At 26.5% G+C, this 15,551-nt stretch carries 12 protein-coding genes and 4 tRNA genes; 15 read left to right on the top strand and 1 reads right to left on the bottom strand.

Features of this window, described 5'->3' with window-relative positions; translation table 11 throughout:
• The first annotated feature begins 158 nt into the window (after nt 1–158).
• The 13 genes from EG57_RS0218955 (at nt 159) to EG57_RS0218895 (ending at nt 13,499) form a co-directional block, all read left to right on the top strand.
• The gene (locus tag EG57_RS0218955; RefSeq protein ID WP_032078710.1) at nt 159–653 is read left to right on the top strand and encodes an HDIG domain-containing metalloprotein; all 495 of its coding nucleotides are present in this window, start codon (nt 159–161) and stop codon (nt 651–653) included.
• Between the two features lie 91 nt (nt 654–744).
• Complete coding sequence (locus tag EG57_RS0218950; protein ID WP_032078709.1) at nt 745–1,260, top strand: transcription repressor NadR; 516 nt, start codon at nt 745–747, stop codon at nt 1,258–1,260.
• Between the two features lie 26 nt (nt 1,261–1,286).
• Nucleotides 1,287–2,450: a DUF362 domain-containing protein gene (locus EG57_RS0218945; protein WP_032078708.1), complete on the top strand. Its 1,164-nt coding sequence runs from the start codon at nt 1,287–1,289 to the stop codon at nt 2,448–2,450.
• Nucleotides 2,451–2,456: 6 nt separating this feature from the next.
• On the top strand, nt 2,457–5,171 hold the full coding sequence (locus EG57_RS0218940) for a UPF0182 family protein (protein ID WP_032078707.1): 2,715 nt from the start codon (nt 2,457–2,459) through the stop codon (nt 5,169–5,171).
• A gap of 147 nt (nt 5,172–5,318) precedes the next feature.
• Nucleotides 5,319–6,107, top strand: coding sequence for a L,D-transpeptidase (locus EG57_RS26770; protein ID WP_084572270.1), 789 nt, complete (start codon nt 5,319–5,321; stop codon nt 6,105–6,107).
• A 33-nt stretch (nt 6,108–6,140) separates the two neighbouring features.
• Nucleotides 6,141–7,532 carry an NAD(P)/FAD-dependent oxidoreductase gene (locus tag EG57_RS0218930; RefSeq protein WP_032078706.1) on the top strand — a complete coding sequence of 464 codons (1,392 nt, stop codon included), beginning with the start codon at nt 6,141–6,143 and terminating at the stop codon, nt 7,530–7,532.
• A 20-nt stretch (nt 7,533–7,552) separates the two neighbouring features.
• The gene (locus tag EG57_RS0218925) at nt 7,553–7,918 is read left to right on the top strand and encodes a DUF1667 domain-containing protein (protein WP_032078705.1); all 366 of its coding nucleotides are present in this window, start codon (nt 7,553–7,555) and stop codon (nt 7,916–7,918) included.
• Between the two features lie 92 nt (nt 7,919–8,010).
• Nucleotides 8,011–9,291, top strand: coding sequence for a serine--tRNA ligase (gene serS / locus EG57_RS0218920; protein ID WP_032078704.1), 1,281 nt, complete (start codon nt 8,011–8,013; stop codon nt 9,289–9,291).
• Nucleotides 9,292–9,351: 60 nt separating this feature from the next.
• Nucleotides 9,352–9,442, top strand: a tRNA-Ser gene (locus tag EG57_RS0218915).
• 29 nt (nt 9,443–9,471) lie between these two features.
• Nucleotides 9,472–9,562 (top strand) — tRNA-Ser (locus EG57_RS0218910).
• 95 nt (nt 9,563–9,657) lie between these two features.
• A tRNA-Arg gene (locus EG57_RS0218905) sits at nt 9,658–9,734 on the top strand.
• A gap of 117 nt (nt 9,735–9,851) precedes the next feature.
• Nucleotides 9,852–10,484: a DUF6198 family protein gene (locus EG57_RS0218900; protein WP_032078703.1), complete on the top strand. Its 633-nt coding sequence runs from the start codon at nt 9,852–9,854 to the stop codon at nt 10,482–10,484.
• Between the two features lie 240 nt (nt 10,485–10,724).
• The gene (locus tag EG57_RS0218895) at nt 10,725–13,499 is read left to right on the top strand and encodes a PAS domain S-box protein (RefSeq protein ID WP_032078702.1); all 2,775 of its coding nucleotides are present in this window, start codon (nt 10,725–10,727) and stop codon (nt 13,497–13,499) included.
• Here EG57_RS0218895 and EG57_RS0218890 read toward each other — a convergent pair.
• The gene (locus EG57_RS0218890; RefSeq protein WP_032078701.1) at nt 13,496–14,383 is read right to left on the bottom strand and encodes a phosphatidylserine decarboxylase; all 888 of its coding nucleotides are present in this window, start codon (nt 14,381–14,383) and stop codon (nt 13,496–13,498) included. The genes EG57_RS0218895 and EG57_RS0218890 overlap by 4 nt on opposite strands.
• 186 nt (nt 14,384–14,569) lie before the next feature.
• Between EG57_RS0218890 and EG57_RS0218885 the strand changes: the two genes are divergently transcribed.
• Both EG57_RS0218885 and EG57_RS0218880 read left to right on the top strand, forming a co-directional pair.
• Nucleotides 14,570–14,646 (top strand) — tRNA-Arg (locus EG57_RS0218885).
• Nucleotides 14,647–15,068: 422 nt separating this feature from the next.
• Nucleotides 15,069–15,545: a MarR family winged helix-turn-helix transcriptional regulator gene (locus EG57_RS0218880; protein ID WP_032078700.1), complete on the top strand. Its 477-nt coding sequence runs from the start codon at nt 15,069–15,071 to the stop codon at nt 15,543–15,545.
• Nucleotides 15,546–15,551 lie beyond the last annotated feature (6 nt).

Raw genomic sequence — 15,551 nt, 5'->3', positions numbered from 1 at the left:
GAGCATCTGCCTTGCACGCAGAGGGTCAAGAGTTCGAGTCTCTTTATCTCCACCATAAAATATCTGTAATTTAGATTACAGATATTTTTTTTTACAAATAATTAGTGCACTTTATAACTATATGAATTAAAATATAGTTATAGAAGGAGTTGTATTTTATGATTTTTTATAGAATAAAGCAATTCTATTGGGCTATAAATTCAAAGTTAAATGATAAAGATATAAAGTTTTTAAAAAGTAATCTAAATTCTCAGGAATTGGATTTGTTTTTTAGATTATCTGTGAACGAACAAAAACACTCTATTAATGTAGCTTATGATGTAGAAAAAGTTTGTAAAGTTCAAAATCTAGATTCTAAAGTTATTTTAAAAGCTTCACTATTACATGATATAGGAAAATGTGTCAAAAAATTAACAATAATAGATAAAGGACTTATTGTTATAGCAGATAAAATTTCTAAAGGGCGTTTAAAAAAGTTTTCTAACTTAAAAAAAATATATGTTTATTATAATCATGGAATAATAGGTTATGAAATGTTAAAAAAATATAATTACAATGATAGAATATTATATTTAATTAAAAATCATCATAACAATGAAGTAAAAGAAGATAGTGAATTAAATATATTAAAAATGTGTGATAGCAGAAATTAATAATGAATATTTTACTTAATAAAAATTAATGGTAAAATATAGTTATAAATTTATTGATATTAATTTATAACTATATTTATTGGAGGTAAAAATGAATTCAAAAGAAAGAAGAACGTATATAGAAGAAATATTAAAAAAAAGCAATAATCCCGAAAAAGGGCATGAGTTGGCCGAACAATTGGGAGTAACAAGACAAATAATAGTAAAAGATATAGCTATATTAAGGGCAGAGGGTAAAAAAATTATAGCTACACCTGAAGGATATTTAATGCCTAAAGAACAAAAAAGTATAGTAAAGAGGGTTATGGCTTTTTCACATAAAACTGAAAATATAGAAGATGAACTTAAAATTATAATTAAATTTGGTGGCATAATAGAAGATGTTATCGTAGAACATCCCTTATATGGAGAAATAAGAGGAATGCTTATGATAAAAACGTTTTATGATGTAGAGAATTTTATAAAGAAGATAAATAAGTATAAGGCGGAACCTCTCTTAATTTTAACAGGAGGTGTTCATTTGCATACTGTAGTAGCAGAGAATGAAGAAATAATAGAAAATATGATTAAAGAATTAAAAGAAAAAGGATATTTAATATCAGATTAAAAAATTGTTAAGAATGGAGATAGGTTATGGAAAAAGTAGCACTATTAAAATGTGAAACTTATGATGTGGATACTATAGAAAAAAAGTTAAGAGAAGGTTTTGATTCATTGGGTGGTGACAGTTTTTTAAGAGAGCTTATACCTTATAATAGTAAAGTTTTATTAAAGCCTAATATGTTATCTATAGAGCAAGTAGGCTCACCTGTAATTACAAATGTTAATGTATTTGAATCTGTGATAAGGATTGTAAAAGATTATTCTTGTAATATATCATTTGGTGATTCACCTGGATTTGGAGACTCTAATAAGGCAGCTGAAAGATCAGGACTTTTAGAAGTAGCACAAAAATATAATGTAAAGTTTGAAGATTTCAAAGAGTCTGTGCATGTAAAATTGGATAATTCTATATTATGTAAATCATGGACCATAGCTAGAGCTCCTTATGAAAGTGATGTACTTATAACTTTACCCAAATTGAAGACCCATGCAATGGCTTATTATACTGGGGCTGTAAAAAATCAATTTGGATGTATACCAGGTACTTTAAAAGCTACATGGCATACTAGAATGCCAAATGCCAATAATTTTTGCAAAATGCTTTTAGATTTGAACACATTAGTTAATACAAGTTTTGCCATATTAGATGGTATTATTGCTATGGAGGGAAATGGTCCTAAAAGTGGAAAACCGAAAAAAATGAATACATTAATTATGGGTAAAAGTCTAACTGCAGTTGATTCTATTGCAACAAAGTTAATAGGATATGATAATCCATTGGATATACCAGTGTTAAAAGAAGCATTTGATAATAATTGGGGAGAGGTTTTTGAAAAAAATATACAGGTTTTGGGTGAAAAAGTTAATGATATGCTAGTAAAAGATTTTGAACTTTGTAGGGAAGGAGGAAATTTTTATTTTATAAGTCCGAAAGTCACTAATTTTTTAAGAGATCTAATTGCACCAGATCCTGTTGTTATAAAAGAAAAGTGTATTGGCTGTGCTAGATGTTCAGAAGTATGTCCAGAAAAGCCAAAAGTAATAAAAATAATTGAAAAAGAAGGAAAAAAGTATCCTGTGTGGAATATGAAACAATGTATAAGATGTTTTTGTTGTCAAGAATTATGTCCTTGTGGTGCAATAGAAACTAAATATTCAACTCTTGGAAAAATATTAAGGATGAATAAGAGGTGATTAACAATGAAAAGAAAACTAATTTTTATTACAACTATATTTATAATATTTTTAGGTCTTTTTTCTGTAGGAAAGATTGTAAATTTTATAGTAAATATAGAATGGTTTAAGGAAGTAGGATATTTATCTATCTATTTTACTAAAATAGTAGCAGTTTTTAAACTTATGATACCTATGTTTTTAATTAGCTTTATAGGTATATGGATATATTATAAAAGTTTAAGACTTAGCATTATCAAATTTAAGAAGGTTGTGGAGGTAAATGCTAGAAGAAGCATTATTGAAAGAAAAGTATTCTTTATAATTAATACAATAATATCTTTTATAATATCTTATGTATTTGCTTCAACTTATTGGTACAGAATATTGCAATTTACTAATTCAGTAAAATTTAATATAAAGGACCCTATTTTTAATTTTGATATATCTTTTTATATATTTAAACTTCCTTTAATAGAGTCTATATATGCAGAAATAGTTATTTTGCTTATATTTTTGATAATTGTTACTTTGATAACTTATTTCATGTTAAGTGCTAGAGATAGAATTTATTCAAGAAGAAATTTTAAAAATAAGTTTAGCAATGTAAGTATTTTTAATAATGGACTTACTAGATTTGCAGGTAAACAATTAGCAATTCTTTCTTTCCTTATAATGATATGTGTTTCTTTAGGGTACATATTGAAATCTATTAATTTAGTTTATAGTAATAGAGGTGTTGCATTTGGTGCTAGCTATACAGATACTCATATAACATTGTTATTTTATAAGGTTATTGTAGTAGTAGCATTTATTGCAGCTATAATTATTTTTTGGAGTGTGATTACCTCAAAGGGAAAACTTATAGTAATATCCGTTTCTGTAATAGTTAGTTTAATTGTAATAGAAGGATTTGTATCTAATGGGGTACAAAATTTTCTTGTGAAATCAAATGAAAAAACTTTGGAACAACCTTATATAAAATATGATATAGATTATACAAGAAAAGCTTTTAATATTGACAATATTGATGCAAAACCTTTTGAAGTAAAAGAAAACTTAACTGAAGAAAATATAAAGGATAACAAGGATACTATAGATAATATAAGAATAAATTCTGTTAAACCTGCATTAGAATTTTATAATCAAGTTCAAAATATAAGGTATTATTATACATTTAGTGATATAAATGTAGATAGATATAATATAAATGGTAAGATTAGTCAGGTATTTGTAGCATCGAGAGAAATTAATAGTAAATCATTAGAACCTAACACATGGCAAAATCGTCATTTAGTATATACACATGGATATGGTGTAGTAATGAGTAAGGTAAATACAGTAACATCAGAGGGGCAGCCTGATTTTCTAATAAAGAATATACCTCCTGAAAATAGTAGTAATATTAAACTTAAAGATCCAAGAATATATTTTGGAGAAAAAACAGGTGATTATGCTGTAGTAAATACTAAAATAAGCGAATTTGATTATCCTAAAGGTGGAAATAATCAAACTAATAATTATAACGGTCCTGCAGGTATAAAAATGACATTGTTAAATAGGATATTTTTTGCAGCTAATAAAAAAGATTTAAACTTTATTCTATCTAGAGATATAACAAATGAAAGTAAAATTCTTATAAATAGAAATATAGTTGACAGAACGAAAAAAATAGCGCCATTTTTAAAGTATGATTCAGATCCTTATATTGTTATAAGTAATGGAAAGCTTTATTGGATTTTGGATGCATATACAACTTCTGATAGGTACCCTTTTTCTCAACCACAAGATAATATTAATTATATAAGGAATTCTGTTAAAGTGGTAATAGATGCATCGGATGGAACAACAAATTTTTATATGATGGACAAGAATGATCCTATTATTTTAAGTTATTCTAAAATATTTCCTGGGCTATTTAAGGATTTAGGAACTTTATCTGATGATATAAAACAGCATTTTAGATATCCAGAAGATTTATTCAAAATTCAATGTAGTGTGCTAGGAAAATATCATATGACTGATCCAGGAGTTTTTTATAATGGAGAAGATTTATGGGAAGTAGCAAAGAATCAAAAGCAGATAGATGGAGAAAAAGATACAATGGAATCACCATATGTAGTTATGAAGCTTCCAAATGAAAAAAGTGAAGAGATGATTCTTTTACAATATTTTAATATGAAAAATAAGGATAATATGGTAGCCTTATTTGGTGCTAGAATGGATAAAGATAATTACGGTAAAATGGTATTGTATAAGTTTCCTCCTGAAAAAACTATATATAGTCCATATTTATTTAAACAAAAGATAAATCAAGATACTACAATATCTCAAGAGTTAGCTTTATGGAATAAGAATGGATCTCAAGTACAGTTTGGAGATACAATGATAGTTCCAATAAATAATTCATTATTATATATAGAACCTATGTACTTAAGAGCTAGTGGTAAAAGTAGTATACCAGAAATGAAAAGAGTTATAGTTTCTTATGGAGATAAAATAATTTTATCAGAAAATGTAGAGGCTGCTCTTCAACAAGTATTTAATTATAAGAATGAAAATAAAAATGATGAGTCAAGTAATAATAAAACCACTGAGGATACTACTAAAAAAATGCAAGATATAAATACAGTTAAAGAATTATATGATAAAGCTGTAGAAGCACAAAAAAGTGGAGATTGGGCTAAATATGGTGAATATATAAAGCAACTAGGAGAAAAAATAAATCAATTAGGAAAGTAATTAAAAACACCATATCAATGTAAAGAAAAAATAATATGATATTATGAAATTACAGCAATGCTTTATATTAAAATTTGGAAATACAGGTTTAAATTATATGTTATGTGCAAATAATACAGATACAGTATCTAATTGGAGGTATTTGCATTGAAAAAAACTATAATTTTAAGTTTTATACTTACCTGTATTTTTATTTTTGCTCCAGCATTTATGGTGCAGTTTGATGATAACTCACAAGGTAAGGTAAATACAGAAACTTTAAGTAAAAATAATGATAAAAGTAATTTAGATAAAAAAGCAGCTACAGATGATGTAGCTATATTTTCTTCAAATACATGTTTTAAGAAAACTTATTATATAGCAGATAATAAGGTAGATGTCTATAATGATAATTCAGGGAAGGGTAAAGTACTGTTTCAATTAGCTAAGAATGATGTAGTAGTAGCTTATAAAAATGAAAATGGTTATATTTATTGTGAAGAAAATAAGTGTGGAAAAAGAGGATGGATAAAAAATAATAAGGATAATTTAAAAGGAATAGTATATAGAAAAACAGATTATATATTAGACGTTGATCTAATCAAACAAAATATAAATGTTATAAAAAATGACAATACAATAAGAACTATTTCATGTTCTACAGGAATGATTGGAAACCAGGACACTGAAACACCTCTAGGAATATTTTATGTTCAAAGCAAAGGAGAGTATTTTTATAGTAATAAATACAAAGAAGGAGCAAGATATTATATTAAATTTTTTTCAAATTATTTAATACATTCTATACCAGTTGATGAAAAAGGTAATATAATAGAAGATGAAAAGAAAAAAATAGGTTTTCCATGTTCTCATGGATGTATAAGAATATCTGTAAAAGATGCTGAATGGATATACAAAAATATTCCTGAGAATTCAACAGTAATTATACATTACTAGAATTGCTGTAAATCTTTGAAAGGAAGGTTAACTATGGATTACGACGTATTAATATTAGGCGGAGGTATAGTAGGCTGTGCAGCTGCATATGAGCTTTCAAAGTATAATTTGAATATAGCCCTTATTGAGAAAGATTATGATATAGCAGATGATGTCGCTCTTATTAATTGTTCTGTAGTATATGATGGATGTGAAGCGGAAGATACTTTGATATCTAAATTACAAACTATGGGTAATGATGTTGTTGGAAAAATATCGGATAAATTTAATGTTAATTTTAAAAAATGTGGATATTTAATTGTTGCTGAAGATGAAAAGGGCGAAGAAAAACTTAAAAATATGTACAACATATCAATAAAAAGAGGAATAAAAGAAATATATTTATTAGATAAAGAGCAGGTATATAAAATGGAACCAAATTTAAAGATAGACGTAAAAAAGGCTCTTTACTCTAAAAATACAGGAGTGATCTCACCTTATGATCTTGCAATAGCTTATGGAGAAATTGCATTTGATAATGGAGTAAATTTTAAATTACAAGAAGAAGTTTTGGACATACAAAAAATATCAAAAGGATTTAGTGTAATTACAAATAAAAATAAATTTACATGCACCACAGTACTAAATACCACTCCAGGAGAAAACTATAGTGTAGATAGTTTTAATAAAGTAAATAAAAATAGAAGTAATTTAAAATATTTTTTGTTGGAAAGGGAATTTAAGACAAACTTTAAAAATATAATATCTACCTTAAATGAGAGTGAAAATAAATTATATACAATTCCTACAGTTGATGGAGGTTATGTAGTAGCAATAAAAACAGATGAGAATATAACATATGAAGAAAGTATAAAAAGGATATCTAGATTTATGGGGAATATTGATGAAGAGTGTATTAGCGCTTTCTATGAGTCATCATTTTTTAATGATAGTTTAATAATAGATGATAGTGTAATTGATAAAGGGTATATTAAGGTTACGGGAAAAAATTATAGTCAGGTTACAATAACACCTGCTATTGCTAAAATTGTTTGTGACACTATAGTTAGTAATTTAAATTGCGTTTTAAAAAAGGACTTTGTAGATAAAAGAAGAGATTTTTATAGATTTAGATATTTATCAAATGATGAGAGAAAAGAAATTATAAAGTTAAATAAAAAGTATGGTAAAATAATATGTAATTGCCAAAAAGTAAGTGAGGGAGAAATAATAGATTCTATTAGAAGACCTCTAGGAGCACGTACAATAGAAGGTATAAAGAGAAGAACGGGAGTAACATTTGGAAGCTGTATGGGAGCTCAATGTTTAAATAAAATATCATCAATATTGGCAAGAGAAACTGATAAAAAAATTACTGATATAGTTAAGGATTCTAAAAATTCAAAGATTATGATAAGCAGAATTAAAGAGTTTGATGATATATAATAATTTGGAGGAAGCTTAAATTGATAAAAGAGATTATTTGTGATAAATGCAATAAAAAATGCATATTAGGAATAGATAAATACGATGATTCAATAGAAGTTTCAGGTAATTTATGTAATATAGGTGAAAAATATGCACATTTTGAAATTAACAATAATAAAGATATTTTTACTACTTTAGTAAGGATAAAAGGTGCAAATGGTAATGTAATTTCAGTAAAAAGTACAAAGCCATTAGACAAGAAATTATGGGTAGAATGTTCTAAAGCATTAAGTAGGCTTTATGTAGGTGCACCAATAACAAAAGGAGATATAGTTTGTAAAAATATCTTAAATACCGGGGTGGACATAGTTTCTACTAAGACTATGGTTAGAATTAATAAGTAAAATGAAAAGTTTTAGTTGATTATGGTACAGAGCCTTTCATCCTTTTTAGGAATGAGAGGCTTTTTGGTTAAAATTTTAAGGGGGAAATGTTTATGTTAGATTTAAAAAGAATAAGGAAAAATAAAGAAGAAATTAAAAAAGCATTAAAAAATAGAGGGGAACATTTTGAAGAAAAAATTATAGATGAATTATTAGATTTTGATGAAAAAAGAAGAAGGATACTAATTGAAGTTGAAGTATTAAAAAATAAAAAAAATAAAGATTCAATTGAAATAGGAAAATTAAAAAAAGAAGGTAAAAGCTCAGATTTTATTATTAATGAAATAAAGAGTTTGACAGATAAAATAAAGCAATTTGATATTGAACTTTCAGAAGTAGATAATAAAATTCAACATATAATGCTTAGAATACCTAATATACCTCATATATCAGTTCCAGAAGGGGAAACAGATTCAGATAACGTAGAAATAAGAAGGTGGTCAAAAGCTACTAAATTTGAATTTACTCCAAAGGCCCATTGGGATATAGGAGAAGATCTTAATATACTTGATTTTGAAAGAGGAGGAAAGGTTGCAGGATCAAGGTTTACATTTTATAGAGGATTAGGAGCTAGACTTGAAAGAGCAGTTATAACATATTTTTTAGATGTGCATACAGAAAAGCATGGTTATGAAGAATTATTCCCACCATATATGGTAAATAGGAGTAGTATGATAGGAACAGGTCAGCTTCCTAAATTTGAAGAAGATACATTTAGAATTTCAAATAGTGATTTATTTTTAATACCTACAGCAGAAGTTCCAGTAACTAATTTTTATAGGGATGAAGTTTTAAAAGGTGAGGATTTACCTATAAAACATGTTGCGTATAGTGCATGTTTTAGATCAGAATCAAGTTCAGCTGGAAGAGATACAAGAGGTCTAGTAAGACAGCGCCAATTTAATAAAGTTGAGCTTGTTAAGTTTACAAAACCTGAACAATCTTATGATGAACTTGAAAAGTTAATTAATGATGCAGAAGAAATATTACAAAGGTTATGTCTCCCTTATAGAGTAGTTAAAATATGTAAAGGAGATTTAGGGTTTACAGCAGCTTTAAAGTACGATATAGAAGTATGGATGCCAAGTTACAATAGATTTGTAGAAATATCAAGTTGTAGTAATTTTGAAGATTTTCAAGCAAGACGTGCTAATATAAAATATAAGGAAACTTCAAAGGATAAGCCACAGTATGTTCATACATTAAATGGATCAGGATTAGCTGCAGGAAGGACAGTAGCTGCGATACTTGAGAATTACCAACAAGAAGATGGAAGTGTAATAATACCAGAAGTATTAAGACAATATATGGGAGGTAAAGAGAAAATAAAATAATATAAAAAAGTGTTGACATGTATATGTTATGCTGATATAATAATACATGTCAACAGACGTGGAAAGATGGTCGAGTTGGTTTAAGGCACCGGTCTTGAAAACCGGCGTACGGGTGACCGTACCTAGGGTTCGAATCCCTATCTTTCCGCCAAATTATAATAATTTATAAATGTAGGACATGGAGAAATACTCAAGTGGCCGAAGAGGCGCCCCTGCTAAGGGCGTAGGTCGGGTAACCGGCGCGAGGGTTCAAATCCCTCTTTCTCCGCCATAGGGCACCTAATGTTAGGTGCTTTTGTTTTGCAAATTAAACAATATAAAATTGATTTTTTTTTATATTTGTGTTAATATAATTATGTTAAATATGCGTTAGTAGCTCAGTTGGATAGAGTAGCTGGCTACGAACCAGTTGGTCGGGGGTTCGAATCCTCTCTGACGCACCATTATTAAGACTTTTCAAGTTATTGAAAAGTCTTTTTTATATATATTAATTAGTTCAATATAAATTTTATAAGGTAATTAAGTTATTTATGTGAAAAGTTAAGAATGGGGGAGTATATATGAAAAATTTTTATCGTGGATTAATGTATTGTATTGGACTTATAATACTTGCATTGGGAATTATATTAAATACAAAAACGGGTTTGGGAGTATCCCCAATCATCTCAATACCTTATTCTATATCAAAGATTTGGAAGATAAATTTAGGAAATTCTACACTATGTATTTATATATTATGTGTAGCTGGACAAGCATTGCTTCGTGGAAAGAAATTTCGTATATTTGACTTATTACAAATTCCTATGAGTATTGCATTCAGTTGGATTATCAATATTTTTAATAATATTATAAATATAAATTGTGATAGTCTAATAAAAAATATGATTTTACTTTTAATAGCGATTATACTTACTGGTATTGGAGCAGCACTTTCAATTGAAATGAGAATTGTTCCAAATGCTGCAGACGGTCTTACACAAGCACTAGGGGAAAGAATGGGAAAAGGACTTGGATTTGCAAAGAATATTATAGATATATCTAGTGTTCTTATTACTGTAATTATTGGAATGATGTTTACAGAAAATGTTATTGGAATTGGTATAGGAACTTTAGTGGCAGTGCTTGGTGTAGGTCGTGTTATTGCATTAGTTAATCTGCTTTTTAAAAATCAGATGCTTGCACTTGTAAATTAAAATGTAACATAATTACTAAAATATATAATGCAATAAAGTATATCAATATGAAGTATTAATTAATTATAGAATAAAAATCTGTAAAACATTGGTTTTATAGATTTTTTATTTGATATATACTTTAAATGTATATGTTGACATTATTGGCTATAAATCATAAAATTAATATAAAAGTTAAGAAAATTTTAATTTTTTATTAATTTAACGTGATAAATTTTTTGTTAGATTTAGGAGATAACTATGAAGAAATTTATTGAAACAGTGAAGGTTGAGAAGTGGAATTTGAAGTCTATCGATGAAAAGAATAAATACTTATCTATATTTCAAAGTATACCTAATCCAGTTATTATTTTAGATGATCAAAATGTGATAAATAATATAAATGATACAGCTACTGAATTATTCAAAGTTATGGATTTTTATGTAGGAGTTGATAATTTAAATGAAAAGAAAAAGTTTTCATGGATAGAAGATGAATTAAAATATTTTTGTTCTGGCAATTATTCTGAAATTAGTTTTATAAAAGAATACAAATCATATAATTACAATTCATTTTTTAAAGTAAAGCTTAAAAAGATAAGAGTAAATGATAATTTCATAGGTACTATAGTTATATTAGATGATATTACTAACTCAAGGAAAGTATCAGAAGAACTTGAAAATAGTGAAAAAAATTTAAGAGAAATTACAGAAAGTATGAAAGACTTAATATGTAAAATAGATATCAATGGTAAAATACAATATGTAAGTCCTTCAGTTAAGCCAATACTTGGATATAATTTAAAAGATCTAATAGGGAAGTATATATTTAGTAATATTCATCCTGAAGATTTGGATAAAACTATGAGTTCTTTTAATAGAGGATTTATAGATAAAAGTAGTACTGGACAAGAACTAAGATTTAGAAAGCAAAATGGTCACTACATTTGGGTTAAATTTATATATAACTCATTGTATGATGAAAATGGTAATGTTTCTGGTGCTATAATTGTAGCAAAAGATATTACAAAGATAAAAGAATTAGAAGAAGAGTTGAAAAAATTTAAACTAGAAGTAGAGTCTGCAAAGTTAGCTAAAAGTGAATTTTTAGCTAATGTGAGTAATGAGATAAAGAATCCACTAAATTCTATAATAGATATGACAGATATAATGTTGTTTAATACTAGTTTAAATGAAGAACAAAATGAGTATATGAGTATTATAAAAAAGTCATCAGAGTCACTTCTTAAAATAGTAGATAATATGTTAAGCTTTTCTAAGATAGAATCTGGTAAGGTAAGACTTGAAGAGTTTGAATTTAATATTAAAGATGTAATATATGAAACTTTGGATGCTTTAGCTATACGTGCCCATGAAAAGAATTTGGAACTTATGATATATATATATCCAGATGTAGATGAAAATTTAATAGGGGATTATTTCAAGTTTAAACAAATCATTATAAATATAGTTGGCAATGCAATAAAGTTTACTGAAAAGGGAGAAGTTGCAGTATACGTAGAAAAAGTAAGGGATAAATTAGATAAAATTAGTTTAAAAATTTCTGTTATTGATACAGGGATTGGTATGACTGAAGAAAGTATAAACAAGTTAAATAAGTATTTTAATGGAGTAAGTAATTGTAAATTAAAAAAATATTCAGGAAATGGATTAGGATTGATTTTATCAAAGCAGCTGATAGAATTAATGGATGGTGAAATATGGTTTGAGAGTAAGTGTAAAAAAGGAACTAGTTTCTACTTTACTTTAGATTTTAAATTACAGCAGTATAAACAAGAAATAATTAAGTATAATTACTTAAGAGATTTGAATGTGCTTTTAGTTGATGATAATAAGACTAATAGGACGATCATTTATAATATGCTTAATGATTTACAAATGGGAGTAAGATTTGTAGCTAATTCAGAAGAAGGGCTCAGTGTTGTTAGGGAATATGAAAAACTTAATAAGCACTTTGATGCTATTATAATAGATGAAATTATGTCAGGTATGAATGGATTTACATTAGCAAATAAGTTAAAGAAGGAAATGAATATTACTAATCCAATAATTATGATGCTTTCAAGTATGGAATTAAATAAAAGTAAAAGTAAATGCAAACAAATGGGATTACTTAATTATTTAGTTAAACCTATAAAGCAATCAGAATTAAGTGATGTAATTAAAAATGCACTGAATATAGAAGATAGAAATGAATCAGTAGATAACCATCATGATTATAAGTTTTTTGATAATGTAAAAAATAATATAAACAAAAATTACAAAAATAATATAAATGTACTTATATCGTCTGAGAGAAACATAAACAATAATAAACTTATTAGTAATTTAATTGAAAAAAGAAAGTGGAATGTTTTCTATGGAGCTAACGAAAAAGAAATTTTTAGTATATTAGAAAATAATAAAATTAATATGTTTATTACTAATGTTGAAAATAATGAAAAAGATATAATTGAATTAATTAAACAAATTCGAAAAAAAGAACATGAAAAAAATATAAAAAGTCATTTACCTATAATAGTTGTATACAGAGAATCAAATGAAGACATTAAGGAAAGATTTTTAGAAGTTGGTGCTAATGAATGCATATGTAATTTTGAAGATATAACTGAGGTGTATTCAAGAGTTGAACAAATGGTAAAGAGCAATAAAATTAATTATGGTGAACAAGCAATTTTAGATTTAGATCAAGTTATTGATATTACAGGAGGAGAGGAAAAGCTTTTCAAAGAATTAATTGAAGTATTTTTTCAAGCTTATCCTGAGCATGTAAAGGGTATAAAAGAAGCTATAGAAAAAAGGAATTCTGATGAGCTTCAAGTTAAATCTAATAATTTAAAGCAAGCATTAGGAAGCTTAGGAGCCAAATCTGTATTTTATTTAGTTGATGAACTTGAAAGAATGGCTCAAAATAATGATTTAGATAATGCAAAAAAGACCTTTGAAAGAGTTCAGTTAGAAATTATAAGATTAAAAAGTGTATTAAATAAAATTCAAAAAATAGGAAAGAATTAAATTTTCTTTCCTATTTTTTCACCCATAAATACTTGTGTTTCAAAGCCTTTACTGGTTTGTTCTAGTAATTCATTATCAATTACAATTTTACCTTTTTGAATAAATAATATTGTAGTAGAACCACCAAACTTAAAATATCCCTTTTCGTCACCTTTTTTTATACTTTTGTTAGGAGCATATGTTTGTAATATTGATCCAACGCAAGTTGCACCAACTTCTATGTGTAATATTTTCCCAAAATTTTCTGAATCAAAAATACACCAATCTCTTTTGTTTCGAAAAAATAGATCAGGTATTTTTTTTAAAGCTATAGGATTTACAGAATAGTAATCACCTTTAATTTTATTAGTAGAAGAGCAAATACCGTTATCTACAAAATGAAATCTGTGATAGTCTGTAGGACATAGCCTTAAAATTATACAGGTGCCCCCTTCGAAAAAATTAGCAATTTCTTTATTTTTTATAAGATCATATAAGCTATAAGAATATCCTTTTATATTTAGTACATTATTTAAATCAATATTTTCATAAACAAGAAGTTTACCATCACCAGGGGATATTATAGAATTAATATTAGAATCTATAGGTCTTGCTGATGGTGTTAACTTTCTTGTAAAGAAATCGTTAAAAGATTGAAAATCAGTTAAATTTTTTTCACAACTAGACATATCTATGTTAAGTTCTTTAACAAAAGGAATAATCTTCTTTTTGCTAGCTTTTCTATCACAAAAGTTGCCGTATAATTTAGAAAAAATTTTTTTCTTAAATAGTAATTCTAAAAGTGTCATTCCTACAGGAGATGAATAAATCCAGTTAAGATAAGTATCTCCAGCAACTTGTTCAATTTCATATTTTTTTGATTTTCTATTATAGTAATTGATCATAAAACTGTACTCCTTCTATTTGTAAAATTCTTAATTTAAATTATCATTTATTATTTGTAAAATGTCAAATTTAACACAAAATATTAAAAGTTAATTATGATATAATAAGAAAATTAATTTTTGTACTTTGATAAAATTGACTTTTGTAATAGATTGTAATAAAATAATAAAGTAATATATTTATATGCGCTCGTAGCTCAGTAGGATAGAGCAGCGGTTTCCTAAACCGCGTGCCGGGGGTTCGATTCCTCTCGGGCGCACCAAATAAAAAGTCTTGTAATCATAATGGTTACAAGACTTTTTGTCGTCTTGAAATATTTATGCTTTAATTAAAATTCGTATGGATTATTGTTAATTTTTAAATATTCATATTACCTTCTATACTTAAGTTATAGCAATATGCTAATCTTGCCAGTTTAACTACTTTCAGCACAAATACTGCATTATATTTTTGAACTATATATTTTTTATTTTGAAGAATTAAAATTGAACGTTACAAATTGTTAATAATAATTTCCAATTATTGATATTGCAACTAATATAATAATGTGTATAATAGTTAGTGTAGCTAACAGTTAGTTATACTAACTGTTAGCTATGGTAACCAATATTTATAGGACTATCAGTATATTAAATTAATAATGTTAGAAAAATAATATGAAAAAATATTTTAGGAGTGTTGTTTATGAATAAGAAAGATACCGATTTAATTAAGATTGATCCAATGGAGTTAACGTTTGAGGTAACTGACGAGATTGTTAAAATATCAGAATTAATAAATAACATTGGCGAAGAAGGCTATAAAAAATTTGAATTAACACAGGTACAATTTAAAGTTCTGTATTACTTATATTTATGTGGTGATCAAGGTAGTACTTCATCTACTCTTAGTAAGAAATTAGGGGTAAAGAAACCTAGTGTAACAACTTTAATTGATAGAATGACATTAAAAGGAATTGTTATACGACAGGAAAATGAAAATGATAGGAGGTATACAAAGATTAGTATAACAGAAGAAGGGAAGAAAATTTTAGCTGAGATATTACCAGATAAAGAAAATATTATAGCGTCTTTATTAGGTGTTTTACCAGAAGAAGAGATGCAAATTCTACATGAATCACTTGTAAAAATTAGACAACGTTTGAATAACAGGTTCTTATAAATAAAT

Origin of the sequence: Clostridium drakei (assembly GCF_000633595.2) — a bacterium.
Lineage (GTDB): Bacteria > Bacillota > Clostridia > Clostridiales > Clostridiaceae > Clostridium_AM > Clostridium_AM drakei.
Note: the sequence above shows the minus strand (reverse complement) of the source record. Positions and strands in the feature narration are given on the sequence as shown.